General features: G+C 72.2%; 21 protein-coding genes. 12 read left to right on the forward strand and 9 right to left on the reverse strand.

Going from position 1 to position 25,140, the window contains the following annotated elements:
• Positions 1 to 92: 92 nt before the first annotated feature.
• The gene (mgtA, locus tag ACWD5D_RS39990) at positions 93 to 2,759 is read right to left on the reverse strand and encodes a magnesium-translocating P-type ATPase (protein WP_451377668.1); all 2,667 of its coding nucleotides are present in this window, start codon (positions 2,757 to 2,759) and stop codon (positions 93 to 95) included.
• Complete coding sequence (locus ACWD5D_RS39995; protein ID WP_451377669.1) at positions 2,752 to 3,156, reverse strand: ArsR/SmtB family transcription factor; 405 nt, start codon at positions 3,154 to 3,156, stop codon at positions 2,752 to 2,754. Before ACWD5D_RS39995 ends, mgtA begins: the two co-directional genes overlap by 8 nt.
• 335 nt (positions 3,157 to 3,491) lie before the next feature.
• Between ACWD5D_RS39995 and ACWD5D_RS40000 the strand changes: the two genes are divergently transcribed.
• From ACWD5D_RS40000 to sbnA, 5 genes are read left to right on the forward strand one after another with little or no spacing between them, the layout of a single operon-like run.
• Positions 3,492 to 6,104 carry a Pls/PosA family non-ribosomal peptide synthetase gene (locus ACWD5D_RS40000; protein ID WP_451377670.1) on the forward strand — a complete coding sequence of 871 codons (2,613 nt, stop codon included), beginning with the start codon at positions 3,492 to 3,494 and terminating at the stop codon, positions 6,102 to 6,104.
• Positions 6,105 to 6,117: 13 nt separating this feature from the next.
• Positions 6,118 to 9,387, forward strand: coding sequence for a non-ribosomal peptide synthetase (locus ACWD5D_RS40005; protein WP_451377671.1), 3,270 nt, complete (start codon positions 6,118 to 6,120; stop codon positions 9,385 to 9,387).
• A 48-nt stretch (positions 9,388 to 9,435) separates the two neighbouring features.
• The gene (locus ACWD5D_RS40010; protein WP_451377672.1) at positions 9,436 to 10,440 is read left to right on the forward strand and encodes a TauD/TfdA family dioxygenase; all 1,005 of its coding nucleotides are present in this window, start codon (positions 9,436 to 9,438) and stop codon (positions 10,438 to 10,440) included.
• Complete coding sequence (sbnB, locus tag ACWD5D_RS40015; RefSeq protein ID WP_451377673.1) at positions 10,437 to 11,507, forward strand: 2,3-diaminopropionate biosynthesis protein SbnB; 1,071 nt, start codon at positions 10,437 to 10,439, stop codon at positions 11,505 to 11,507. Before ACWD5D_RS40010 ends, sbnB begins: the two co-directional genes overlap by 4 nt.
• A 45-nt stretch (positions 11,508 to 11,552) precedes the next feature.
• Entirely contained in the window at positions 11,553 to 12,578 is a 1,026-nt protein-coding gene (sbnA, locus tag ACWD5D_RS40020; RefSeq protein ID WP_451377674.1) for a 2,3-diaminopropionate biosynthesis protein SbnA, read from the forward strand.
• A gap of 102 nt (positions 12,579 to 12,680) precedes the next feature.
• On the opposite strand, the gene ACWD5D_RS40025 is transcribed toward sbnA, so the two are convergent.
• Both ACWD5D_RS40025 and ACWD5D_RS40030 read right to left on the reverse strand, forming a co-directional pair.
• Complete coding sequence (locus ACWD5D_RS40025) at positions 12,681 to 12,863, reverse strand: hypothetical protein (protein WP_451377675.1); 183 nt, start codon at positions 12,861 to 12,863, stop codon at positions 12,681 to 12,683.
• 43 nt (positions 12,864 to 12,906) lie between these two features.
• Positions 12,907 to 13,680 carry a VOC family protein gene (locus ACWD5D_RS40030; RefSeq protein ID WP_451377676.1) on the reverse strand — a complete coding sequence of 258 codons (774 nt, stop codon included), beginning with the start codon at positions 13,678 to 13,680 and terminating at the stop codon, positions 12,907 to 12,909.
• A gap of 176 nt (positions 13,681 to 13,856) precedes the next feature.
• Here ACWD5D_RS40030 and ACWD5D_RS40035 point away from each other — a divergent pair, with 176 nt between their 5' ends.
• Positions 13,857 to 14,099 carry a hypothetical protein gene (locus ACWD5D_RS40035; protein ID WP_451377677.1) on the forward strand — a complete coding sequence of 81 codons (243 nt, stop codon included), beginning with the start codon at positions 13,857 to 13,859 and terminating at the stop codon, positions 14,097 to 14,099.
• Positions 14,100 to 14,141: 42 nt separating this feature from the next.
• On the forward strand, positions 14,142 to 14,357 hold the full coding sequence (locus ACWD5D_RS40040; RefSeq protein WP_451377678.1) for a hypothetical protein: 216 nt from the start codon (positions 14,142 to 14,144) through the stop codon (positions 14,355 to 14,357).
• 90 nt (positions 14,358 to 14,447) lie between these two features.
• Here the strand turns inward: ACWD5D_RS40040 and ACWD5D_RS40045 are convergent, their stop codons facing one another.
• Entirely contained in the window at positions 14,448 to 14,807 is a 360-nt protein-coding gene (locus tag ACWD5D_RS40045) for a winged helix-turn-helix transcriptional regulator (protein ID WP_451377679.1), read from the reverse strand.
• Between the two features lie 160 nt (positions 14,808 to 14,967).
• Here ACWD5D_RS40045 and ACWD5D_RS40050 point away from each other — a divergent pair, with 160 nt between their 5' ends.
• The 3 genes from ACWD5D_RS40050 to ACWD5D_RS40060 all read left to right on the forward strand — a co-directional run bounded on the left by ACWD5D_RS40050 (position 14,968) and on the right by ACWD5D_RS40060 (position 17,891).
• Positions 14,968 to 15,390, forward strand: coding sequence for a hypothetical protein (locus tag ACWD5D_RS40050; RefSeq protein ID WP_451377680.1), 423 nt, complete (start codon positions 14,968 to 14,970; stop codon positions 15,388 to 15,390).
• A gap of 114 nt (positions 15,391 to 15,504) precedes the next feature.
• Entirely contained in the window at positions 15,505 to 16,644 is a 1,140-nt protein-coding gene (locus ACWD5D_RS40055) for a PLP-dependent cysteine synthase family protein (protein WP_451377681.1), read from the forward strand.
• Positions 16,641 to 17,891 carry an MFS transporter gene (locus tag ACWD5D_RS40060; protein WP_451377682.1) on the forward strand — a complete coding sequence of 417 codons (1,251 nt, stop codon included), beginning with the start codon at positions 16,641 to 16,643 and terminating at the stop codon, positions 17,889 to 17,891. Before ACWD5D_RS40055 ends, ACWD5D_RS40060 begins: the two co-directional genes overlap by 4 nt.
• A 321-nt stretch (positions 17,892 to 18,212) precedes the next feature.
• On the opposite strand, the gene ACWD5D_RS40065 is transcribed toward ACWD5D_RS40060, so the two are convergent.
• The 3 genes from ACWD5D_RS40065 to ACWD5D_RS40075 form a co-directional block, all read right to left on the reverse strand.
• Positions 18,213 to 19,196 (reverse strand): alpha/beta hydrolase, encoded by a 984-nt coding sequence (locus ACWD5D_RS40065; protein WP_451377683.1) that lies wholly within the window; start codon positions 19,194 to 19,196, stop codon positions 18,213 to 18,215.
• A gap of 310 nt (positions 19,197 to 19,506) precedes the next feature.
• Complete coding sequence (locus tag ACWD5D_RS40070) at positions 19,507 to 19,725, reverse strand: AraC family transcriptional regulator (RefSeq protein WP_451377684.1); 219 nt, start codon at positions 19,723 to 19,725, stop codon at positions 19,507 to 19,509.
• Between the two features lie 248 nt (positions 19,726 to 19,973).
• Positions 19,974 to 21,467 (reverse strand): long-chain-fatty-acid--CoA ligase, encoded by a 1,494-nt coding sequence (locus tag ACWD5D_RS40075; RefSeq protein ID WP_451377685.1) that lies wholly within the window; start codon positions 21,465 to 21,467, stop codon positions 19,974 to 19,976.
• Positions 21,468 to 21,622: 155 nt separating this feature from the next.
• On the opposite strand from ACWD5D_RS40075, the gene ACWD5D_RS40080 reads away from it, so the two are divergent.
• Both ACWD5D_RS40080 and ACWD5D_RS40085 read left to right on the forward strand, forming a co-directional pair.
• Entirely contained in the window at positions 21,623 to 22,795 is a 1,173-nt protein-coding gene (locus ACWD5D_RS40080; RefSeq protein ID WP_451377686.1) for a PucR family transcriptional regulator, read from the forward strand.
• Between the two features lie 175 nt (positions 22,796 to 22,970).
• Positions 22,971 to 24,203: an MFS transporter gene (locus ACWD5D_RS40085; protein WP_451377687.1), complete on the forward strand. Its 1,233-nt coding sequence runs from the start codon at positions 22,971 to 22,973 to the stop codon at positions 24,201 to 24,203.
• A gap of 73 nt (positions 24,204 to 24,276) precedes the next feature.
• Here ACWD5D_RS40085 and ACWD5D_RS40090 read toward each other — a convergent pair whose 3' ends face one another.
• Positions 24,277 to 25,068, reverse strand: coding sequence for an SDR family NAD(P)-dependent oxidoreductase (locus ACWD5D_RS40090; protein WP_451377688.1), 792 nt, complete (start codon positions 25,066 to 25,068; stop codon positions 24,277 to 24,279).
• Positions 25,069 to 25,140: the final 72 nt, after the last annotated feature.

Here is a 25,140-nt window from a genome sequence, read left to right on the forward strand (position 1 = left end):
TCGTCGTGCCCTCTCTCGCTTTCCGCCATCGGCCAGCACCCTTGTACAGCAGGTCGACCGGAACGGGCGTGAGGCAGCGCCGGGGCTCGGGGTCAAAGGGGCCGTTTCGCCCGCGTCCGTCCGTCGATTCGTCGCTCGTACCGGGTCCTTGCCGCGACGAGGCCTGTGGCGTACAGGGCGAGGACGGCGGTGAGCAGCACGTAGTACAGGCCGGGCAGTGCGGTCAGGCCGAGCATCGGTCCGAGCGGCGACACAGGCAGCGCCAGGCCGGCGACGGCCAGCACGAGCGCGGACCGGGTGACCGGGCCCGTCCATCGCCGAACGGCGCGGAGCAGGACCATCACCAGCGCCTGGGTGATCAGGTTCTCGGTGAACCAGCCGGAGTGGAACACCGCTTGGTCGTCGCCCGTCCCGGGCCCGTCCAGGGCGAGCGCGAGGACGGCGAAGGTGGCCAGGTCGGCGATCGCGTTGAGCGCGCCGAACCCCGTGATGAAGCGCAGCAGGCGCCCCGGGTTCAGCTCGGTCGGCCGGCGCAGGACGAAGGGGTGGGGGCGGTCGTGGGCGAAGGTGAGCTGGGCGACGTCGAAGCACAGGTTCTGGAGGAGGACCTGGGCGGGGAGCATCGGCAGGAACGGCAGCAGCAGACCGGCGCAGAGCATCGCGAGGACGTTGCCGAGGTTGGACGACAGGGTGATGCGCAGGTACGTGGCGATGTTGCCGCCGGCGTACCGGCCCGCGGTGACGGCGTGCGCGATCGCGGTGAGGTCCTTGTCGGCGAGCACCACGTCGGCGCCCTCGCGGACCACGTCGGCGGCGTCGCGCGGGGCGATGCCGACGTCGGCGGCGCGCAGCGCGGGCAGGTCGTTGACCCCGTCGCCCAGGAAGCCCACGGTGTGCCCTGCGGTGCGCAGCGCCCGGGTGATCCGGGCCTTGTGGTCCGGGGTGCAGCGCGCGAACACGGTCGTACGGCCGACGGCGCCCGCGAGTTCGGCGTCGCAGAGCGCGTCGATACGTTCGGCCGTGAGGACGTCGTTCCCGGCGACGGGGATGCCGAGGTCGTGGCAGGCGCGGACGGCGGTTCCGGGGTGGTCGCCGGTGAGGATCCTGACGGTGACGCCCCGGTCGGTGAGCACCTGGAGCGCCTCGGCGGCCGTGGGCGCGAGCGCGTCGCGCAGGGTGATCAGACCGCGGAAGGTGAGGCCGCGCTCGTCGGCCGGGGTGTAGTCGCGCGCGCGGGCCGGGCGCTGCGCGGTGGCCACGGCGAGGACGCGCAGTCCGCTGTCGGCCTGCCGGGCGGCCAGGTCGCGCAGGTCCGCTCGTTCGGCATCCGTCAGGGTGCAGCGCTCGAGGAGCGCCTCGACGTCTCCCTTGACGACCAGGGTGTGGGCGCCGAGGCGGCCGGGCGTGCGGACGACGGCGGTGGCCAGCCGGCGTTCCGGGTCGAAGGGGACGGCCGCGACACCGTCGTACGCCATGAGCGCGTCCTCGTCGGCCGCGTCCAGGATCGCCTCGTCGAGGGCGTCGGGCTCGGGCAGGTCCGCGAGTTGCAGGGTCCACCACGCGTTGACGGCGGCCCGGTGAAGGACTGCCGGGTCGTCCTGGCCGTCGGGTCCGAGGGCGCGCTCGACCACCGGCCGGTCCTGGGTGAGCGTGCCGGTCTTGTCCAGGCACAGCACGTCGACGGCGCCCACGTCGTGCAGGGCGGGCAGTCTCTTGACGATCACCCCATGGGTGCGGGCCAGCAGCGAGGCGCCCCGGGCCAGACACAGGGTGACGAGGACCGGCAGCATCTCGGGCGTCAGCCCGACCGCCACGGCGACGGCGAACGGCAGGGTCTCCAGCCCGCGCCCGCGCAGTGCCGCGTTGGCCATCAGCACCAGGGGCGGCGTGAGCAGCATGAACCGGATCAGGATCCACGAGATGCCGTGGACGGACCGGTCGAAGGCGCTGGTCCGGGGCGGGTCCGCCGCACGGCCGTGCGCGGCGGCGAACCTGGTGTGCCTGCCGGTCGCGGTGACGACGGCGGTGGCGCTGCCGGAGGCGACGCTGCTGCCCTGGAAGCAGAGCTGCGGCTGCTCGAACACTCCGTGGCCGCTCGCGCGGGTCAGGTCGTCGGCGGACTTGGCGACGGGTGCGGACTCCCCGGTCAGTGCGGCCTGGTGCACGGTCAGGCCGCGCGCCCGCAGCAGTCGTACGTCCGCCGGCACCAGGTCGCCGGGGCCGAGCCGGATGACGTCGCCGGGCACCAGTTCGTCGACGGGCACGTCACGGGCGACGGATCCGGCTGCCTCGTCGGGCCGCCGGAGCACGGTGGCGGTGGTGGCGACCAGCTCGCGCAGCGCGGCCGTCGACCGGTCCGCGCGGCGCTCGCCACAGGCGCGCAGGACGCAGCTCACCACGACGAGCAGGAGGATCACCGAGGCGGTGCCCCAGGCGAAGAGGGCCGCGGAGACGAGCCCGAGGGTCCCCAGCACCGCGGTGAAGGGGTCGCGCGCGCTGCGCACGATCAGCCGGGGCCAGGACGCCTCCCGCCGGGCCGGCATCGTGTTCGCGCCGAGCCGGGCCAGCCGCTCCTCGGCCTGTTCCTCCGTCAGGCCGCGTGGGCCGCTGTCCAGCCGGCGCAGCACCTCGAGCACGGTGAGCTCGGGCAGTCCCGGCCGCGGCCGGTACGGGGCAGGTGGCCCGTGCCCGGGCGTCGGGACGCCCCGCGGGTCCGGTGACCGCTCGTCCTGCCCCGGGGCGGCGGTGGTGTCAGCCACCGGTCCCGCGCAGTTCACGCACGGGGGCGAGGGTGTGCCCCGAACGCGCGGTCAGCTGGCCGACCATCAGGCGTACGACGGTCACCACGTCGGGGTCGTCGACGTAGTAGACCTGCCGCCGGCCCTCACGGCGGGAGGAGACGAGCCCGGCGAGCTTCAGCTTCGCCAGGTGCTGGCTGACCGCGGGCAGCGCACCGCCGACCCGGTCGGCGAGATGCGTGACGTCGCACTCCCCTTGTGACAGCGCCCACATCAGGTGCAGCCGGGCCGACGAGGCGAGGAGTCCGAACGCGCCGGCCGCCTGGGCCAGGACCTCGGCGGACGGATCCTCGAAACCACCGACGCTCCCCGACACAGCCCTCTCCCGTCCCGCCCACTCTTCACAGCCGACACACATGCGCGCGCCCAGTCTAGGGGGCCGCCCTCACCGCGTTCGCCCGCCCCGAAGACTCCCGCCCGCCGTCGCGGGCCGGCCCCGGCCGTCCTTGTGCGGAGGTCCCGCCGTCCTCGTGCGAAGGTCCTGCCGGGCCCTCGGGCCGGCCGCGGCGAACAGGCACCCATTCGAGTGATCCGAATCGCGCCCCAACTCGGCGTGGGACCAGGGAAAACGGGTCCGGCGGACGTTCTCGATACGCGCCGTGATCGATCAGGAGTGGCAGCCTGACGGAGGCGGACCGAGACTTGACTGCGACGGATCGTGATCAGCAAAGAACACGACCTCCAGGAGATCGAATGGTGGAGCAGTCCCCCGAGGTCCACATATCCGGGATATCCGGGCCGGACGACGCAGCCGTCCTCCGGCAGAGCTACTCGGTCAGTGACTCAAGTCCGACGAGTACAGAATTCGAGGCGAAACTCGCGGAGGCTCTGGCGGACGTCATTTCCGTCGAGAGCGTTCCGGTCGACAGTCACTTCTTCGACGACCTCGGCGCCAACTCCCTCGTGATGGCCCAGTTCTGCGCACGGGTCAGGAAGCGTACGGATCTGCCGTCCCCGTCCATGAAGGACATCTATCGGCACCCGACGATCCGAGACCTGGCCACGGCCCTCGCGGCGACGGCACCCGATCCCCTCGAAGCGACCGTCTCATCGCCGCAGCGCGTCCCGGCGATGCCGCCGGCGGCACCGGCGAGCAGCCTGAGCCATTTCCTGTGCGGAACATTCCAGTTGCTGGCATTCCTGGGATATTCGCTCGTTGCCGGATTCGTCACCGCGCGAGGTTATGAATGGGTGGCCACCGGTTCGGGTCTGGGCGACATCTATCTGCGGTCGCTGCTTTTCGGAGGGGTCGGATTCATCGCACTGTGCGCGTTTCCGGTCATCGCGAAATGGCTGCTCGTCGGCCGCTGGAAAGAGGAAGAATTCCCGATCTGGGGCCTCGCCTATGTGCGGTTCTGGCTCGTGAAGGTACTGCTGCACGCGAATCCGATGATCCTCTTCATCGGAAATCCCCTGTACGTGCTCTACCTTCGCGCGCTCGGCGCCCGGATCGGCAGGGGCGTCACGATCCTGACCCACTCCGTCCCGGTCTGCACCGACCTGCTGACGGTCGGCTCCGGGACGGTGATCCGGAAGGACTCCTTCTTCCTCTGCTACCGGGCGCTCGCGGGACGGATCGAGACCGGCCGGGTCACGCTCGGCCGGGACGTGTACATCGGCGAGAAGACCGTCCTCGACATCGGCACCTCGATGGGCGACGGGGCACAGCTCGGCCACACCTCCTCCCTCTACCGCGGTCAGGCGGTCCCGGACGGGGAGCGCTGGCACGGAACACCGGCCCAGCGCACGGAGGTCGACTACGTGCGGGTCGCACCGGCCGAGTGCGGCGGTGTGCGCCGCGCCTGGTTCGCCCTCGTGACGCTGGTTCAGCTGTTCTTCCTGTACATCCCGCTGGCCATCGGCGGAACGTACATGCTGTTCACCGCGGTACCGGCGATCGGCGACCGGCTCGACCCGGCCAAGGCCGTGGTCAAGCGGTCGGAGATGATCCCCGACGCGCTCCTCATCTCCTGCGTCCTGTTCTTCGGCTTCGTGGTCCTGGGGCTCGCCGCGCTGTGCGTCGTTCCCCGGCTGCTGGGCCTGGCCGTCAAGCCCGACCGGGTGTATCCGCTCTACGGATTCCAGTACGCGGTGCACCGGGCGTCGGCCCGCATGACGAACATCAAGTTCTTCGCCTGGCTCTTCGGTGACAGCTCGTACATCGTGCACTACCTCCGGGGCATCGGATACGACCTGTCCCAGGTCGAGCAGACCGGCTCGAACTTCGGCACCGAGGTGCAGCACGAGAGTCCGCTGCAGGTCACGGTCGGCAGGGGCACGATGGTGGCGGACGGGCTCTCGATCATCAACGCCGACTACTCCAGCACGTCCTTCCGGGTGTCCCGGGCGACGATCGGCCCGCGCAACTTCCTGGGCAACAACATCGCCTATCCCTTGGGCGGCCGGACCGGCGAGAACTGCCTGCTCGCCACCAAGGTGATGGTGCCCCTCGACGGCGAGATCCGTGAAGGCGTGGGCCTCCTGGGCTCACCGTGCTTCGAGATTCCCCGGTCGGTGGAGCGGGACTCACGGTTCGACGACCTGAGGAGCGGCGACACACTGGCCCGCCGGCTCGCGGCGAAGAACCGCTACAACCTGCGTTCGATGGCCCTCATGCTCGGCGTGCGCTGGCTCCAGACCTTCCTGCTGACGCTGTTCGCCCTCGCCTCCGTGGACCTGTACGGCGTCGTCGGGCACATCGTGATCGCCGGGTACCTGGCCATCACCCTGGCGTTCTCCACCCTGTACTACGTCCTGGTGGAGCGCTGCATCCTGTGGTTCCGCCACCAGCGCCCCCAGCTGTCCTCCATCTACGACCCGTCGTTCTGGCTGATCGAGCGCCTGTGGAAGGTGCCGGACCACTACCTCGAGATCTTCAACGGCACACCGTTCAAGTCCCTCGTCTGGCGGATGCTGGGCGTGCGTGTCGGCCGCAGGGTGTTCGACGACGGCTGCTACCTGACGGACCGGACGCTCGCCGCCATCGGCGACGACTGCACCCTCAACGCCGGCAGCAAGATCCAGTGCCACTCGCAGGAGGACGGCACCTACAAGTCGGACCACTCCAGCCTCGGCACCGCCGTCACGCTGGGCGTCGGCGCGCACGTGCACTACGGCGTGACGATGGAGGACGGCTCGGTCCTGGAAACCGACTCGTTCCTCATGAAGGGCGAGGAAGTGCCCTCGTACGCGCGGTGGGGCGGCAACCCGGCCGTGGACATGCCGGAAGCCGCCGGCCGGTCGTCCGGCATCGGCAGGGAATCGTCATCGTCTTCGGTCAACGCCTCTGCGGCGACCGTGAGTTGAGGAAGGCCATTCGATGGGAACGCAACGGGAAGCGGACCGGGAGTTCTGGAGCCGTGTACTGACCGCCGGCGGCATCAGCGCGGTGCCACGGTGGGTGCGGGAACCGGACGCGGGAGTGGCCGAGCACCAGGTGGCGGTGCCGGACGACGTGGCGGCCGCGGCACGCGAGCTGGTGCACCACCTGGACGTGCCGGTCAGCACGCTGCTCCTGGCGGCACACGCCAAGGTGCTGGCCGCGCTGTCCGGCGAGCCGGACGTGGTGACGGGCTACGCGGCCGGTGTGCGCGGCGAGCCGCTGCCCTGCCGCCTGACGGTCCCTCCGGGATCCTGGCGCGCACTGCTGGAGGCCGCCCGGCACGCCGAGGCCGAGGTGCTGGCGCACCGGGAGTTCCCGGTGGGCGAACTGCGCCGGGAACTGGGCGTGAGCGGGCCGTCGTACGAGGTCGTGTTCGGTCCCCGGGAGGGCGAGGACGCCCGGATCGCCGACGGTGTCCTGCGGGTTCGCTGGTGCGACCGGGACGGCCGGCTGAGGCTGCGGCTGCGGTACCGCACGGACGCGCTGGACGCCGCGTCCGCGGCCCGCATCGGCGAGTACCACCTGGCGGCGCTCCGCCTGATGACGGCGGACGTGGACGCCGAGCACACACGGCAGAGCCTGCTGTCGGCGGACGAGGTCCGCGAGCAGCTCGAAGGCCTGGCCGGTCCCGCCCGCGCCCTCCCCGACGCGCGGGCGCACGAGCTGTTCGAGCAGCGGGTCCGGGAGCACCCGGACGCGGTGGCGGCCGTGCAGGGCGAGCGCGAGTGGACGTACCGGGAGCTGAACGGGCGCGCGAACCGGCTGGCGCGGGCGCTGCTGGCCCGCGGGCTGGGCCGCGAGGACGTCGTCGCCGTGGTCACCGAGCGGAATCTCGACTGGCTCGCCGCGACGCTGGCCGTGTTCAAGGCGGGCGGTGTCTATCTGCCGATCGAGCCGCACTTCCCCGCCGCACGCATCCTGGCAACGTTGTCTCGTGCGGGATGCCGGCTGGTGCTGGCCGAGTCCGGCAGCACCGCCACCCTCGACGAGGCGCTGACGTCCCTGCCGGAGACCGAGAAGGTCCCGATCGAGACGGCGTACGCGGAACCGCACACCGAGGACGACCCCGGCATCCAGGTCGACGCCGGTCAGCTGGCGTACATCTACTTCACCTCCGGCTCCACCGGTGAGCCGAAGGGCGCGATGTGCGAGCACGCCGGCATGCTCAACCACCTCTTCGCCAAGATCGACGACCTGGGGATCGGCGAGGGGAGCGTGGTGGCGCAGACCGCCCCGCAGTGCTTCGACATCTCCCTGTGGCAGCTGGTGTCCTCGCTGCTGGTGGGCGGCCGGACGCTGCTGGTCGGGCAGGACGTGATCGTGGACGTCGAGCGGTTCGTCGACACGCTCACCCGCGGCCGGGTCCAGGTGGCGCAGCTCGTGCCGTCCTATCTGGAGGTCGTGGCCACGTACCTGGAGCAGCACCCGCGTGACCTGCCGGACCTGCGGTGCGTGTCGGTGACCGGGGAGGCGCTCAAGTGGGAGCTGGTGCAGCGCTGGTTCGCGCTCCAGCCGGGCATCAAGCTGGTCAACGCCTACGGCCTGACCGAGACGTCCGACGACACCAACCACGAGGTCATGGACGCGGTACCGCAGCGCGTGCTGCTGGGCCGCGCGGTCAACAACGTGCGCGTGTACGTCGTCGACGAGCAGCTGTCCCTGGTGCCCCTGGGCGCCCCCGGGTTGATCGCGTTCTCGGGTGTCTGTGTGGGCCGGGGATACGTCAACGATCCGGAGCGTACCCGGGAGGCCTACCGGGAGGACCCGTACCACCCGGGTGAGCGGCTCTACCTCGGCGGCGACTGGGGGCGCTGGCACCCCGGCGGCAAGCTGGAGTTCCTCGGGCGCCGGGACAACCAGGTCAAGATCCGCGGCTTCCGCATCGAGATCGGCGAGATCGAGAACACCCTGCTGCGGGTGCTCGGGGTGCGGGACGGCGCGGTGGTCTGCGCCGAGCTCGCGGGGCAGAGCACGCACCTGATCGCCTTCTACACGGGCGAGGAGCAGGACGCGCACAAGCTGCGCGAGGAACTGGCCGGCGTCCTGCCCGCGTACATGGTCCCCTCGGCCTTCCACTGGCGGCCCGAACTGCCGCTGACCGGCAACGGCAAGATCGACCGCAAGGCGCTCACCACGCTGGCCGAGGAGTCCGCGCGGACGGCGCGGACGCTGCCCGGCGACAGCACCGCCGAGCAGGACGGTACCCCGCTCACCCCGACCGAACGGAAGCTGGCCGCGGCCTGGGCCCAGGTGCTGGGCGTCCCCGAGGACGGCGTCGGGCGCGCGGACCACTTCTTCGACTCCGGTGGCACCTCCCTGTCGGCGGTCAGACTCACCATCGCCCTCGACCGCGCCGTGTCCCTCAAGGACATCACCCGGCACCCGGTCCTCTCCGACCTGGCCGCCCTCCTCGACGGCACGCAGCGACAGCCCGCGGAACTGCTCCAGCCGCTGTCGGCGGCGGGCGGAGCGGAGTCGTCCGTGCTGGTGTGCTTCCCGTACGCGGGCGGGAACGCCGTCAACTACCAGCCCATGGCGAGCGAGTTGGCGGCCAACGGGCTGACCGTCCTCGCGGTGGACCTGCCCGGTCACGACCTCGCCGCCGATCACGAGCCGTTCGCCGAGATCGAGCAGGTCGCGAAGCGGGTGGCCGCCGAGATCACCGCGCGGGGCCTGACCCGGGTGATGCTGTGGGGTCACTCGTCGGGCACCGCCCTGGCCATCGAGACGGCCAGACGGCTGGGGGACCACGGTGTGGACGTGACGCGGGTGTTCGTCGCCGCGCAACTGCTCGGCACCGCCGCCCAGCGCAGCGCCGCCATCGGTGAGCTGACGAGGCTCGACAACGCCGAGATCGCCACGCGGCTGGCCGCGGACAGCGGCTACACCGAACTCGCGGAGCTGAACGCGGACCACGCCGAACACATCGGCGCCGCCTACCGGCACGACTGCGTGTCCGCGCACCGCTACCTCCGCGACGTCCTGGAGACCCCGGCCGCGAAGCTGTCCGCCCCGGTCTCGGTGGTCGTCGCCGCCGACGACCCGCACACGGCCGGCCACGCCCGGCGCCACCGGGACTGGCTGCTCCTGACCGACCACGTGGACCTGCACGAACTCCCCGACGGGGGCCACTACTTCACGCGCACCCGCCCGGCCGAGGCAGCACGGGCCGTCCTGGGTGTCGTGGCCCCGCTCGCCTCCTCCTGACCCCCGAACCGCCTCCATACGGGCACGGGCAACCGAAGGGAAACCGAGATGTCCTCCTCACCTCTGGCAGCACCGCTCGATGTGGAGCTGCGGCCGGACAAACCCGCGATCCTGCACGTCGACTCCCCCGGTGACACGACGAGTTGGGCGGCCCGGTACCGCGAATCGCTGCGCGCGCAGGTCGCCGAGCACGGGGCGCTGCTGGTCCGCGGCCTGAACCTGCGGGACGCCGGCCAGGCCGGCGCCGTCTTCGCGGGCATCGCCGACGGGCTGATGACGGAGCGGGAGGCCTTCGCGCCGCGTCAGGCGTTCGGGCCCGGACTGTACGCCTCCACGCCCTGGCCGGCGAACCAGCCGATGTGCATGCACCACGAACTGAGCTACACGCTGGACGTTCCCGGACTCATGCTGTTCGCGTGCCTGACCGCGCCCGGCGAGGGCGGGGCGACCGCGGTGGCCGACGCGGGAGAGGTCCTCACGGCGCTGCCCACGCAGCTGAGGGAGCGGTTCGAGCGCGAGGGCTGGCTGCTGACCCGCAGCTACAACGACGAGATCGGGGCGTCGCTCAAGGAGTCGTTCGGCACCGCCGACCGCGCCGGGATCGAACGCTACTGCCGGGACCACGCCATCGACTTCACCTGGCGGCCCGACGGCTCGCTGCGTACCGAGCAGCGCCGCAGCGCGGTGGTCAGGCACCCGGTCACCGGCAGGAGCTGCTGGTTCAACCAGATCGCCTTCCTCAACGAGTGGACGCTGGCCCCGGAGGTCCGCGAGTACCTGGTCGACGAGTACGGCGCGGACGGGCTGCCGTTCAACACCCGCTACGGCGACGGCACTCCGATCGGCGAGGACGTCGTCCAGCTGCTCAACACGACGTACGAGCAGCACACCCGACGCGAGCCCTGGCAGGCCGGTGACCTGCTGCTCGTCGACAACATCCGCACCGCGCACAGCAGAGAGCCCTTCACCGGAGAGCGGCAGGTGCTGGTCGGCATGGCCGAGCCCCGCCGACTGGCCGACTGCTGCCCGACCACCGAGGCAGGCAGGCGATGACCCAGATGCTCTCCACATCCACCCAGCGGGCCGCGACCGGCGCGGGCTCGGCACCGACGTTCGCGGTGATCTCCGGCGAGCAGGTGCAGAAGGCGCTCAGCGGGCACGAGCAGGACATCGTGGAACTGGTCGAGGCGACCTACCGGCTGCACGGCGCCGGGGACTCGGTCAACCCGCCCTCGTACTTCCTGCGCTTCCCCGACCGTCCCACCGCGCGGATCATCGCGCTGCCGGCGTCCGTCGGCGGCTCCGTCCACGTGGACGGCCTGAAGTGGATCTCCAGCTTCCCGGAGAACGTGAGTGCCGGGCTGCCGCGCGCCTCCGCGGTCCTCATCCTCAACGACCCCGACACCGGCTACCCCTTCGCCTGCCTGGAGAGCTCCATCATCAGCGCGACGAGGACCGCGGCCTCCGCCGCGCTGGCCGCCGACTGGCTCAGCCGCACCCGGACCCGCCCGACCCGCGTCGGGTTCTTCGGCACCGGCCTGATCGCCCGCTACATCCACACCTTCCTGGCCGGCACCGGCTGGACGTTCGACGCGATCGGCGTGCACGACCTGTCCGCCGAGAGCACCCGCGGCTTCTGCGGCTACCTCGAGCAGTCCGGCACCTCCGCGAAGGTCACCGTCCACGACAGCGCCGAGGACCTGATCAGCTCCAGCGACCTGGTCGTCTTCGCCACCGTCGCCGGCGCCCCGCACGTCACGTCCCCGGCCTGGTTCGGCCACAACCCCCTGGTCCTGCACGTCTCGCTGCGCGACCTCTCCCCCGAGGTGCTGCTGAACGCGGCCAACTTCGTCGACGACGTCGAGCACTGCCTGAAGGCCGACACCTCCCCCCATCTGGTCGAACAGCGCACCGGCAACCGTGACTTCCTCAACGGCACCCTCAACGACGTGATCCTCGGGCGCGCCGCCCCGCCGGCCGACCGCCCCGTCATCTTCTCCCCCTTCGGACTCGGCGTCCTCGACCTGGCCGTCGGCAAGTACGTCTACGACCAGGCAGCCGAGACCGGGAACCTCCGCGTCATCGACGACTTCTTCCACGATCTGCGCCGCTACGGCTGAGAAGACCGTCGCCCCGCCCTCGGCCCTGGCACCAGGAGGCTCACCGTGCCCGTCATATCCGCTCCCCATGACTTCAACGAAGGCCGACTCTTCGTGGACCTGAAGTCGATCTTCGGACACCCTCTCTACCTGAAGTGCGAGGGATTCAACTTCGCCGGCTCCATCAAGTTGAAGGCCGCGAACGAGATGGTGGAAGCGGCCGAGCGGGATGGGGTCCTGACCAAGGACTCCGTCCTCGTCGAGTCCTCGTCCGGGAACCTGGGAGTGGCGCTCAGCATGATCGCCGCCAGCAAGGGTTACCAGTTCCTGTGCGTGACGGACTCCCGTTGCAACCTGTCGACCAGACTCCTCATGGAGGCCCTCGGCAGCCAGGTGCACATCGTGGCCGACCTGGACACCAACGGCGGCTTCCTGGGCACGCGCATCGAATACGTGCGCTCGCTGTGCGAGTCCGACAAGAAGTACGTGTGGCTCAGCCAGTACACCAACGCGGGGAACTGGCGGGCGCACCACCGCACGACGGCACGGGAGATAGCACGGCACTTCCCGCGCCTGGACGTGCTGTTCGTCGGCACGGGCACCGCGGGCACCCTGATGGGCTGTGCGCGCTACTTCCGGGAATGGCACCGGCCGGTGCGGATCGTCGCGGTGGACAGCGTGGGCTCGGTGGCGTTCGGCGGCAAGCCCGGCCGCCGGATGATCCCCGGCCTGGGCATGAGCATGGTGCCGCCGCTGCTCGACCAGTCCTACGTGGACGAGGTGATCCAGGTGGAGGAGGCGGACACCATCCGCACCTGTCACCGCCTGGCCCGCCGCGGCTTCCTGTTCGGCGGCTCCACGGGGACGGTGGTCAGCGGCGCCACGGACTGGCTGGCCCGCCACGACACACGCGGCCTCACCGCGGTGGCCATCGCGCCCGACCTCGGCGAGCGCTACCTCGACACCATCTACCAGACCAACTGGCTCCAGGACCTGTACGGCGACAAGATCCTCGACCCCGAGCAGGTGGGCGCCGCGGCCCGCTCCGAGGAGCCCGAGCCGCAGGAGTCCGAGCACCAGCCCGGATCGTAGCGGCGCGACGACTGCCGCACGTGCGGGTACGACGGGCGGTCCGGGACACATCGAGCCCCGGACCGCCCGTCCCCCGTACCGCGGTTTCGAGCCGGATCCGCCTCACCGGCCGTACGGCGCCTCCCCACCGGGTTCGTCGTAGCCGTCGGGCAGGCCGACGGTGCGCGACAGCGGAAAACCGACGATCATCCCGGCACTCACCAGCGCCCCGGTCAGCCACGCGGCCCTGGGCCGCTTCAGGACGACGAGCGCGACCGCCACGAGCGGCATCACGGCGCTGCCCACGGCCAAACGCGAGACCGCCCCCGGCGGGATGGGACCCGTCGGATCAGCCCTGGTGCGGATCGGGCTTCAGGACGGCGAACAGCGCCTCGTCCGGGTCGGCCAGCCACGCCACCCGTCCGCCGCCGGGAACGTCCACGGCGGGCATGACCACCGACCCGCCGTTGCCCTGGACCGAGGCGACGACGGCGTCAACGTCCATCACCGCGAAGTAGGGCACCCAGCGCGCCCCCTCCCGCTCGCCCGGCAGCGCACCCACACCGCCGAACGATCCGTCCTCCTGATCGCCGTCCCCGACGCTGAGCACCCAGTAGGTCATGCCGGGTTCCCGCAACTCCTCGCAGCGCCAGCCGAACAGCCCCTCGTAGAAGCGGATCGCCGCCCGCGGCTCCGGGACGTGCAGTTCCACCCACACGAGCGCGTTGGTGTCGGACACCGCCTCCAGGCCCCTCATGGACTGCAGGACGGCGAACCGGGCGCCCTGGGGATCCGTGAACTGGGCCAGCCGCCCCTCCCCCAGGCTCAGCGGCTCGACGCGCACGCTGCCACCGCCGGCGACCACGTCACGAGTGGTGCGCTCGATGTCGTCGCTCCGGAAGTACGTCATCCAGGCCGGCCGGGCTCCCTCCTCGGTCAGCCGTCCCATCGCGGCGACCGTCCGTCCGTCCTTGCGGAAGAGGCCGTATCCGCCCGCGTCCGGCCCCGCGGACACGAACTCCCATCCGAAGACGGCGTCGTAGAAGGCGGCCGCCGCGTCCGTGTCCGGGCTGCCGAGGTCGATCCACACCGGTGATCCGGTACGGAAGTCGGTGCCGATCATGGGATTCCTCCTGCGCGTCCGGTACGGGGACCGTCACTATGCCGAGCCCATGACCAGGGGCGCGGCACACCGCCCCGGCCGGGCCGGTCGTTTCACCCTGGCGGGGACGGACGTGCTCCGCGGGGCGGTCCCGGCGTCGGGGCGCGGGCCTCGCGTCACACGCTTACGATCCAACCGTGGCAGACATACCAGACAGCCTGATCGCCCTCGAACGGTTCGCCGAGCTCGAACGCGCCAAGCTCGCCGGCCTCACCGGCGCGGAGTACGAGGCGCAGCGGGGTCGCTGGTGCGCGGCCTACGAGGCCGTACAGGTCGCGATCACCGCGCAGGCCGAAGCGACCGGCGAGGACCGGGACGAGGTGCACAGGGCTCTCAAGGACGCGATGCGGTACGCGCAGGAAGACCCCACGGTGGAGTAGCCGGGCATGCGCCCACCGCCGCCCCGGTTCACGCTCGGCTTCATGGCCCCTGCACTGCCCGTCGTGATCTATCCGCCTGCCACGGACGGCGGCCGCCGCGTGCGTGCCGGGGACCGTTTCCTGGGGATGGCGTACACGCTGCTGGACGTCGCCGAGTTTCTGGGCCGGGCCGGGATGGAGGGGCTGGAGGCGTCCGACGTCGCGGCCGCCGAGTGGATCGAGTGGCGGGGCGGCGGCCCTGGCGTGTGGGGTCCCTGAAGGGAGTTGGGGGGATCCGGCCCTCTGCGCACCGGTCGATCGAGACGGGCCGGCGCCCCGGCGGAGGCAGGACGCTCCGCGAAGGGCGCCCTACTCCATGCAGGGCGGCGCGTCCGGCAGATGGTCCTTCGCCCACTCGCCGAGTCCTCTGATCGATGGCTCCAGCGCGGCTCCCGCGTCGGTGAGGCGGTAGGAGACCCGCAGCGGCGGTCCCTCGTCGACCTCGCGTACGACGAGTCCGGCGGCGCCGAGTTCGGCCAGCCGGTCGGAGAGCATGCGTTCGCTGATGCCCGGGATGGCCCTGCGCAGATCGGCGAAGTGCGTCGCACCGCCCATCAGAACCGCCAGGATCGGGCCGTTCCACCGCTTTCCGAGCACCTGGAAGACGCGCGTGATGCCTTCGTCCACGCGCTTGCACGTCGCCGAGTCATGGGTCTGCTCCACCGCCATGGGATCAGGGTACTACCACGACGTGCGGGGATGAAAAAAAGTTAGCTCCTATCTTAGACATAGCTGCCTACGAAATCTCAGCCCGCCTCACGGAGGACCCGCGAATCGACCGCGAGCGAATGCGTCACCAAACGCATCCGCATAGTTACCCTGTGCGTTCATGAGGGTCGGCCCGGTGTACCTCGACGGCCGCGCCGTGTCTCGCGCCGGCGCGGCGATCCTGGTGCTCCTTGCCGCCCTGCTGCATCTCCTGGCCTGCGCCCACGGCCCGGCATCCGTGAACCGGTCCGACGCCCTGCCGACCGGCACCGTGGCTGTCGCCGCCTCCGCGCCCCTCACCGCCACCGCGAACCCCGATTCCGAGCAGGCCCCCTGGCGGCACTGCTGCCACGAGGACGAGCCGACGATCCAGGCACCGCGGGACACGGACCGGGCCGTGCCGTCGGCGCATCCGGCCGCGACGAGCGACGGCGGCGGGGACGACTCCACCCTCGCGCCGCCGCGTGGGCCGTCGCCGGCTCCTTTCGCCCAGGGCTGGTCCGTCGGCCGGTCCTTGGCCCTCCTGGGCGTGTGGCGGACCTGATCGCCGCTCGGCCGCGCCCCTCCGGTTCTCCCTCGGGCGCGGCGACCGAACGTCAACGCCTCCCTACCCCACGGCCGGCAGCCGTCCGCTGACCGGCCGCAGGAGAAGCACGCCATGAAACACCCCTCCACCTTCCCCTTCTCCGTCATCTCCGACACGCTGCCGAGCGGTGTCCGGCAGCCGATGCGCTCGCCTGCCGGGCTGGTCGGCGACACCCCCGTCCTCTGGATCGGGGAACCCTTCACGGCGACCGGGCGCGGCTTCTGGGCCAAGCTCGAAGGGCACAACCCCGGCGGCCTCAAGGACCGTGCGGCCCTGCACATGGTGCACGCGGCCCGTGCGCGCGGGCAGTTGAGGCCCGGCGCCCGGATCGTGGAGTCCAGTTCGGGGACGCTCGGCCTGGGTCTGGCCCTGGCCGGGGCCGAGTTCGGTCATCCGGTGACCGTGGTCACCGATCCCGGCATGGAGCCGTTGATGAGCGGTCTGCTGACCGCCCACGGCGCCGACGTCGACACGGTCCCGTCCCCGCATCCGGTCGGCGGCTGGCAGCAGGCCCGGCGGCAGCGCGTCCGGGAACTCCTCGCCGCGCACCCCGGCGCCTGGCACCCGGACCAGTACGACAACCCCGACAACGTCGCCGCGTACGCCCCACTGGCCCGTGAGCTGGCCTCCCAGCTCGACCGTGTCGACGTCCTCGTGGTCTCCGTCGGCACCGGAGGACACTCCGCCGGCATCGCCTCCGTCCTGCGCGGACGCTTTCCCCGCCTGCGGGTTGTCGGGGTCGACGCGACCGGTTCGACCATCTTCGGCCAGCCGGCCGCGCCCCGCCTGATGCGAGGACTGGGGAGCAGCATCCACCCCCGCAACGTCGCCTACGACCTCTTCGACGAGGTCCACTGGGTGGCGCCCGCGGAAGCGGTCTGGGCCGCTCGGCGCCTCGCCCGTGACCACTACGCGACCGGCGGCTGGAGCGTCGGTGCCGTCGCCCTCGTCGCGCGCTGGCTGGCGCGCACCCTGCCCGCCGGCGAACGCATCGCCGCCGTCTTCCCCGACGGACCCCAGCGCTACGTCGGGACGGTCTACGACGACACGTACTGCCGCACGCACGGCCTGCTGGACCGCCCTCCCGCCGACGACCCCGACGAGATCGGCCATCCCCGCGAGCGGGCCGTCACCCGCTGGACGCGGTGCCTCCATGTCACCGACCCGCTCGCGCGCACCACGACGCCGGAGCCGAAGGGGGCCGTGCGGTGAAGGGCCTCTGGCGGCAGACCCGTTCCTTCTCCGGCCCGGCACGGCTGTTGATGGCCAATCAGTTCGCGATCAACCTCGCGTTCTACATGCTCATGCCCTACCTCGCCGCACATCTCTCGCGAGGGCTCGGCCTGGCCGCCTGGGCGGTGGGACTGGTGCTCGGCGTGCGCAACTTCTCCCAGCAGGGGATGTTCCTCATCGGCGGCACCCTCGCCGACCGCTTCGGCTACAAGGCCCCGATCATGACGGGCTGCCTGCTGCGCACGGCCGGCTTCGCCCTGCTCGGCTGGGTCGACGACCTGCCCGCGCTGATCGTCGCGTCGGCGGCGACGGGCTTCGCGGGTGCGCTGTTCAACCCGTCCGTCCGCGCCTACCTGGCCGAGGAGGCGGGCGAGCGGCGCGTGGACGCCTTCGCCGTGTTCAACGTCCACTACCAGGCGGGCATGTTGCTCGGGCCACTCGTCGGACTCGCCCTGCTGGCCGCCGACTTCCGGCTGGTGTGCACGACGGCGGCGGCCGTGTTCGCCGTCCTCACGCTGCTGCAGTGGCGGTCGCTGCCCACCCGTCACGGCCGAACGGCGGGCGCGGCGGCGGGCAGTGTGCTGGCGCAGTGGCGGACCGTCGCCGCGAACCGGCCCTTTCTGCTGTTCGCCTCGGCGATGATCGGCTCGTACGTGCTGGCGTTCCAGGTCTATCTGGCGCTGCCGCTGGCCGCGGCCGACGCGCTCGGTGCCGAGGGCACGGCCGTCACCAGCGGGCTTTTCGTGGTGTCGGCCGCGGTCGCCGTCGTGGGTCAACTGCGGCTGACGGGCTGGGCGAAGGGCCGGTGGCGCGGCGAGCAGGCGCTGGTGCGGGGTCTGGCCGCGATGGGGCTGGCGTTCCTGCCGCTGGCGCTCACTCCCCCCGGATCGGCCCCCTCGGTGCTGACCTCACTGGTGGTCGCGGTGGTGCTGCTGGCGGCGGGGTCCGCGGTGGTCTACCCCTTCGAGATGGACACCATCGTCGCGTTGTCCGGCGACCGCCTGGTCGCCACGCACTACGGCCTCTACAACACCGTCTCCGGTCTGGGCATCACCCTCGGCAACCTCGTCATCGGCGCCCTGTGGGACTTCGCGCTGCGGCACGACGCCGTCTGGCTGACCTGGTCGGTACTTACGGCCACCGGCCTGGGGTGCGCGGCCTCCGTGGCCGTACTCGCCCAGCGGGGCCGCCTCGCCGTCCGGCGGCCACAGCCCGTCGCGACGTAGGCCCGCGACCGCGTCCCGACCTGGCCGAGTGACACCCGGCGCGCTCGGTGCGCTGTATGTGATGGCCTCCCGACGAGGTCCGCGGCTCCCCTGTCGCCCTGACTTCCCGGAGGGGTGTCGCGTGCCGGGGCAGGCAGGTTCACTCCCCCGTTGCCTGCCTGCCCCGTGCCTTCGTCCGTGCGGCAGGACCGCCGTCGATCCGTACCGGGTGAGCCCTGCCCCGGTCGGCCGGGACATGTCCTGGAACGTGCGACCGCCCTCACGGCCTTGCATGACCGTGCGTGCACGCCGGTGTCCCGCGCACGCACGGGCCCTGCCGGGTCAGCCGGACCAGGGATGGAGCGCTTCGTGGAGGGTGTCCACGGTCTGGGTGCGCGCGGCCCTGGAGGTGTCGCTGCCGCGCAGCGCGTCGAAGAGGACGAAGCCGTGCACGGTGCCGTGGTAGCGGACGGACACGACGGACACACCGGCCTGGCGGAGCCTGACAGCGTAGTTCTCCCCCTCGTCGCGGAGGACGTCGGCCTCCGCGGTGAGGATGAGCGCAGGGGGCAGGCCGGCGAGGTCCGCGTCGGTGGCGCGCAGTGGGGACGCGGTGGTCCGGTGCCGGTCCGCGGGGTCGGGCACGTACTGGTCCCAGAAGTGCCGCATGGCCTCCCGGCCGAGGAAGAATCCGTCCGCGAAGTCCCGGTAGCTCTGGGTGTCCATGGCGGCGTCCGTGACGGGACACAGCAGGACCTGGTGGACGAGGTTCACTCCGCCGCGCTCCTTCACCAATAAGGTGAGCGCGGCGGCCAGATTGGCCCCGGCGGACGCACCGACGACGGCGATCCGCTGTCCGTCCAGTCCCCCCTCGGCCCCGTGGTCGGCGATCCAGCGCGCGACCGCGTACGCCTGCTCGACGGCCACCGGATAGCGTGCCTCGGGAACCCTGTCGTACTCCGGGACCACGACCGCGGCGTCCGCGCCGAGCGCCAAGTCGGCGAGCAGCAGACCGTGTTCGGTCGCGTCGGTGAGCATCCAGCCGAGCCCGTGCAGGAAGAGGACCACCGGCAGGGGCCCGTCGGCGCAGGTGGGCCGCAGGATCCGCACCCTGACCCGGCCGCCCTCGCAGCCGGGCAGGGCCAGCCACTCCTCGTCGACGTCCGCGTGCCGCCCGTCCCCCGCGAGCAGGGGCGCGACCCGCTGCCGCGCCGGCCCCGGATCCTCGTCCCGGGGCACCACCGGGCACGTGTACCGCTGGACGAACTCGGCGGCCTCCCGCTCCAGTGCGGGCGGCCGGTGCGGTGACGCTTCGTCGGGGCACACGCAATCTCCTGCTGGGTAGGGGTGATCGTGCCCGCGACTGTAGGAGGGCGCCCGCCGCCGTGTGCGCGCGCCCGTGCACGGTGTGATGTCCATCCGTGCACCGCGCATGCCTCGCTCCGCACGATCGGCATGTCGCGGTTCTGCACCCGTCGGACGACCTGACCGCCCCGGCCTGCGCGGTCTCGGACTCGCCGTGCGGGACGGCCTCGCTCTCGGCCCGGCCGCCCCGCCGATCAGAACGGGCGTCGCCGACGTCCACGGTGGATCGACCGGGTCACCGCACGCTGGAGCAAGCGTTCCTCGCCGCGGGTCAACGGCCCGGCCGGGTCGCGTCGGCAGGGGTCTGCCGCGGCCGGTGCGCCTCGGTGTGCGCGCGCCGTCGCCAGTCCCGCGGGGTGAGCCCGTAGGCCTCGTGGAAGCGGCGGCTGAAGTGGCTGGCGCTGCTGAATCCGCACCGCGCGGCGACGGCGGCCACCGTGAACCCCTGGTGGGACGGCGCGGCTTGCCGGGCCGGGCTCGGGTGCGGCATGCGCGGGGGCGTGCCGGGCACGTGGGGGTGAACGTCTGAGGGTGAACGTCTGCGGGCGGCTTCGCCTGGGGGCGGGAAGCCGCGGCGTGGGGGCCGCGGCGTGGGCCGGGCGGGAGGCCGCGGTGCGCGAGGTGGGAGCCAGGAGTCCGGGCAGCGGGAGGAGCCGGGAGTCCGACGGCGGGCGGGCATCCCCGTCCCACCCTCGGCAAGCCGCACCCGTGGCCTTACGACGGTCGGTCCGGCGGTGGTCAGTGCGCCGGGGCCGAGATCTCCCGCTTGAGGATCTTCCCGCTGGGGCCCATCGGCAGCGCGTCCATCAGCCACACCCGGCGCGGGTACTTGTAGGCGGCCACCCGCTCCCGCACGTACTCCTGGAGTTCCCGGGCGCTCGCCTCGGAGCCCGCGCGCAGGACGACGGCGGCCGCCACCTCCTCGCCGAGCCTCTCGTCGGGGACGCCGAGAACGGCGGCGAGGGCGACGGCGGGGTGCTCGTGCAGGACCTCCTCGATCTCGCGCGGGTACACGTTGTAGCCGCCGCGGATGAGGAGGTCCTTCTTGCGGTCGACGATGTACAGGTAGCCGTCCTCGTCGCGCCGGGCCAGGTCGCCGGTGCGCAGCCAGCCGTCCGGGACGGCGGCGGCGGTCTCCTCGGGGCGGTTCCAGTAGCCCTTCATCACGTTCGGCCCGCGCACCGCGAGCTCGCCGACCTCGCCCTCGGCCACGTCCTTGCCGTCGTCGTCGAGCAGTCGCACCTCGACGTCCCGGATGGGGGTGCCGATGGAGCCCGCCTTGCGCGGCCGGTCGGGGTGGTTGAAGGAGACGACGGGGCTGGTCTCGGACATGCCGAAGCCCTCCAGCACCATGCACCCGAAGCGCCGCTCGAACCCGTGCAGGACCTCCACCGGCAGGGACGCGCCGCCCGAGACGCACATGCGCAGCGTGGACACGTCGGCGTCCTCGGCCCCCGGGTGCTGGAGCAGTGCCGCGTACATCGTGGGCACGCCCTCGAAGACGGTGGCGCGGTCGCGGGCGATGGCGTCGAGCACGGTCTGCGGGTCGAACCGGGGCACGAGGACGAGCGTGGCGCCGCTGTACATGGCGACGTTCATGGTGCAGGTCTGCCCGAAGATGTGGAACAGCGGGAGACAGCCCACGATGACGTCCTCGGACGTCAGCCGCTGCACATGGACGACGTTGACCTCGGTGTTGTGGCGCAGTCCCGCGTGGGTCAGCGCGGCGCCCTTGGGGCGGCCGGTGGTGCCGGAGGTGTAGAGCAGTACGGCGACGTCGTCGTGGGAGACCGGGGCGACCTCGTGGTGCGGCTCCAGCCGTGCCAGCTCGGCGGTGAAGGCGGCGGGTTCGACCGGGATGTGCCGCACCCCGGCCGCGGCGGCGCCCTGGGCGCCCTCGCCGGGTGCCTGGTGCCACTCGAAGAGCAGCACCGCTCCGGAGTCCCGCAGGTGGTACTCGGTCTCCCGCTCCTTGAGCAGGGGGTTCATCGGTACGACGATGCCTCCGGCGCGCAGGATGCCGTAGTACAGGACGACGAACTCGGGCATGTTCGGCAGCATCAGGGCGACGCGGTCGCCGGCGCGCAGGCCCTCGGTGCGCAGGAGGGCGGCGGCCTGGGCGCTCAGCCGGTCCAGATCGGCGTACGTGAGGGTCGCCGTACCCAGCCGCAGCGCGGCGCTCTCGGGCTGCCGGGCCGCCGTCTGCACCAGGAATTCCGCCAGGTTGGCCATGATGTCTCCTCGCATGCGCGCTCACTGCGCCGGACGCCCCCGCCGACGCTCCCGGCATGCTTGCCTCCCGGCCGCAGGGGGTCCATGGGCGGGCGAACAGCGCAGGCGTCCGAGGATTGTTCCCGGGCACAAAGAGCACGCCGTACGCTGCGGGAATGAGTCTCTCCGATGTGAGCGCGGCCCTGCGGGTACGGCTGCCGGACCTGGGTGAGCGGATGGCGCGGCGCATCCGCGCCGAGGTCGAGTCCTACGCCGACGAGTCGCTGATCCCCTTCGCGTCGCTGCACGCGTCCTGCACGGCCAACGCCGACCAGCTGCTCGGGCGTTTCGCGATCGACGCGGAGCCCGATGTGCGGCCGGCGGAGGAGACCGGCCGGCTGCGGGCCGAGCAGGGGGTGCCGCTCGCGGACACACTGCACGCCTACCGGATCGGCTTCGAGTACCTGTGGTCGCGGCTGGTCGACGAGGCCCACCGGCATCCCGAGGTGACGGACGCCCACCTGGTGGCGGGGTCGTCGGAGATCTGGGCGCAGTTCGGCCGCTACGCGGAGGCCGTCGCCGCGGCCTACCGCGAGGCCAGCGCCGAGCTGGCCCTCCAGCGTGAGGTGCGCCGTTCGGCCCTGGTCGAGGCGCTGTTCACGGGTGCCCTCGCCGACCGGACGACGCTGTGGGAGACGGCACGGCAGCTGGGCCTTCCGGAGCGGGGCCCGTACGCGGTCGTGGCCGCCTCCGTGCCGGATCCGGGCGGCGAGCCGCTGCCCGGCATCGAGGCCGACCTGCGCCGCACCGGCGTCCCGTCGGCCTGGCGGCTCCTGCCCGACCAGCAGATCGGGCTGCTCGCGCTGACCCATCCCGACGCCGAGACGGTGAGCCATCGAGCGCTACGGCCGCACCAGGCCCGGGTGGGCGTCAGCCCCCGCTTCGACTCGCTGCGCGACACACCCCAGGCGCTGCGCTTCGCCCGGCTGGCGCTGAGCGGGCTGCCGGGCGACGCACCGGGCGTGGCCCTGTTCGACGACAGCCCGCTGGCCATGCTGGTCGCCGCCGCCCCCGCCGAGTCGGCCCGCCTGGTCGACGTCGTCCTGGGCCCGGTCCTGGAACTCCCGGCGCCCGAGCGGGCCCGGCTGCTGCAGACGCTCGGGCACTGGTTCACCGCGAAGGGCGTCGCCGCCGACGCGGCGCACCACCTGTTCATCCACCCGAACACCGTCCGCTACCGGCTGCGCCGGATCGAGGAGCTGACGGGACGTTCCCTGACCGATCCCACCGCCGTCGCGGACCTCGGCACCGCCCTGCACGCGTTGCGGCTGGGCCGGAAGCACCCTTAGATTCACAACGACCCACAACACATCGAGAATTCTGCCCGGTGACGGAGTCGGTGCGGGGCGTGTGTCCCCTCTCCGCGCCAGCACTGGACGGTTCCAGGCGGCAACCACAGGTCGGTACATCCGGGCACCGACGACCAGGGTGGGCCGTCCCGCCGGGCAGCGAAATGGACTCGCCGTGCCCTCGGCGAACTACCGTTGCCTGCTGCGTACCCCGGGCGCCGCAGCCTTCTTCCTCCCGGCATCGCTCGGACGCGTCGGCGTCGCGATGACCGGCCTCAGCATCGTCTGGCTCGTGCACAGCCGGACCGGCACCTTCGCCGCGGCCGGTCTGGTCAGCGGCGGGTTCGCGGTGGCCGAGGCGCTGGTGGCGCCACAACTGGCCCGGCTCGTGGACCGGTTCGGGCAGACCCGCGTCCTGCCGCCCGCGCTGCTGGCCCACGCCGTGGCGGTGGCCGTCCTCGTGTCCCTGGTCGCAGCCGATGCCCGCGCCCCCCTCCTGATCCTCGGCGGCGCACTGGTCGGGGCCGGCGTTCCCCAGCTGGGCGCGATGTCCTCGGCACGCTGGGCGGCACTGCTGCGCACCGACCGAGCCGCGGAACTGCCCACCGCTTTCGCGCTGGAGTCCCTCAGCAACGCGGTGGGCTACCTCGTGGGCCCGGCCTCGGTCAGCGCACTCGCCGCGGCCGGACATCCCGTGGCCGGCACGGTGCTGGCCGCCTCCTTGACGGTGATCGGCGGTCTGGTCCTCGCGGCCCAGCGCGGCAGCGCGCCCCCGCCGGCGGTCGCCGGGTCCGCGCACGCCCGTGCGGACCGGTCGCTGCTGCGCAGCGAAGTCTTCCTGCTGATGGGCCTCAATCTCGCCATCGGCGTGTACTTCGGGGCCATGCAGGTGTCGGTGACCGCCTTCGTGGTGGAACACGGCGCGCCGAGCGCCGCGGTCCCGGTCTTCGCCGTCTCCAACTGCAGCGGTCTGCTGGCCGGATGGCTGTACGGGCTGCGCCGGTGGCGTGCCACACCCCCGGTGCAACTGCTCGCGGCGACAGGCGCGTTGATGCTCGGCACGCTGCTGTTGCTCACCGTCGGCTCACCGTTCGGGCTCGGACTGGCCGTGGTGCTGACCGGCGCCACGATCCCGCCGCTTCTGGTGCTCTTCTCCGTGCTCACCGAGTCGGCCGTCCACCAGACCGTCCTGACCCAGGCGTTCTCCTGGCTGGGCTCGGCCGGCGCGGCAGGCTCGGCCGCCGCGGTGGCGGTCTCCGGCCGGGCGATCGACTCGCTCGGGCCACGCGGTGGCTTCGCGGTCACCGCCGCGGCCGCCGCGGCGATGACACTCCAGAGCCTCGTCGGCCTACGCCTGCTGCGCACGCCGAAGGAGCCGTCGAAACGGGCCGGGCCGACGACTGACTGAGGCCGACCACGCGCGAAGTCACGGAGTCCGGGGAGCAGGAGGCACGTACACGAGGTCGGGGCGGTCGCCCCGTTCAGCGGCTCCCGCGCTGCGCCGCCACGATCTCGTTCACGGTCCGCTCCGCCCCGGACCGCCGCTGCACCCGCTCCGCGAACCCCGGGAACTGCGAGGCGATCCTGGTGAGGAACCGGAGTTCGAGCGGGGCCACGTTGATCTCGGCGACATCACGCTCGATGGCGCGCGCCACGCCCTTGACGACCTGGTCCGGCGACACCGTGCGCACTCCGCCGGGCGTCGAGGCGCCCGTGTCCGCGAACATGCCCAACTCGCGTACGAAGCCGGGCTGGACGATCGAGACGCCCACGCCCGTGCCGTACAGGTCCTGGCGGAAGGCGAGCGAGAAGCCGCGCAGCCCGAACTTCGTCGCGGTGTACATGGACGACGACTTGGTGGCCGCCATCCCCGACAGCGACCCGACGAAACAGAGGTGCCCGCGCCCGGCCGCCACCATCTCCGGGGCGAGCAGGCGCGCGAGCATCGCGGGGGCGCGCAGGTTCACGGCGAGGGCACGGTCGATCTGCTCCGGCGTGTAGTCGAGCACGTCGCCACTGGAGGGCAGGGCCGCGTTGGCGACGAGGATGTCCGTACCGGCGGCCTCTTCGGCGAGGCGCCGCACGTCGTCGGCGTCGGCGAGGTCGGCCAGGATCGTGCGGGCGCCGTAGCGTTCGGCGACGGGTTGCAGCGCGTCGCGCCGCCGGCCCGTGAGGATGAGCTCGGCACCCCGAGCGGCCAGTCCCGCCGCGAGCGCGCCACCGATCCCGCCGGTGACCCCTGTGAGCAGAACGGTTGCCCCATCGATACGCACGACACATCCTCCAGGTCTGTTCGTTCGAACGAACAATAGGGAGGGCGGATGCCCCTGTCCACCACGAGCGGG

This window comes from Streptomyces sp. NPDC002520, assembly GCF_053595235.1.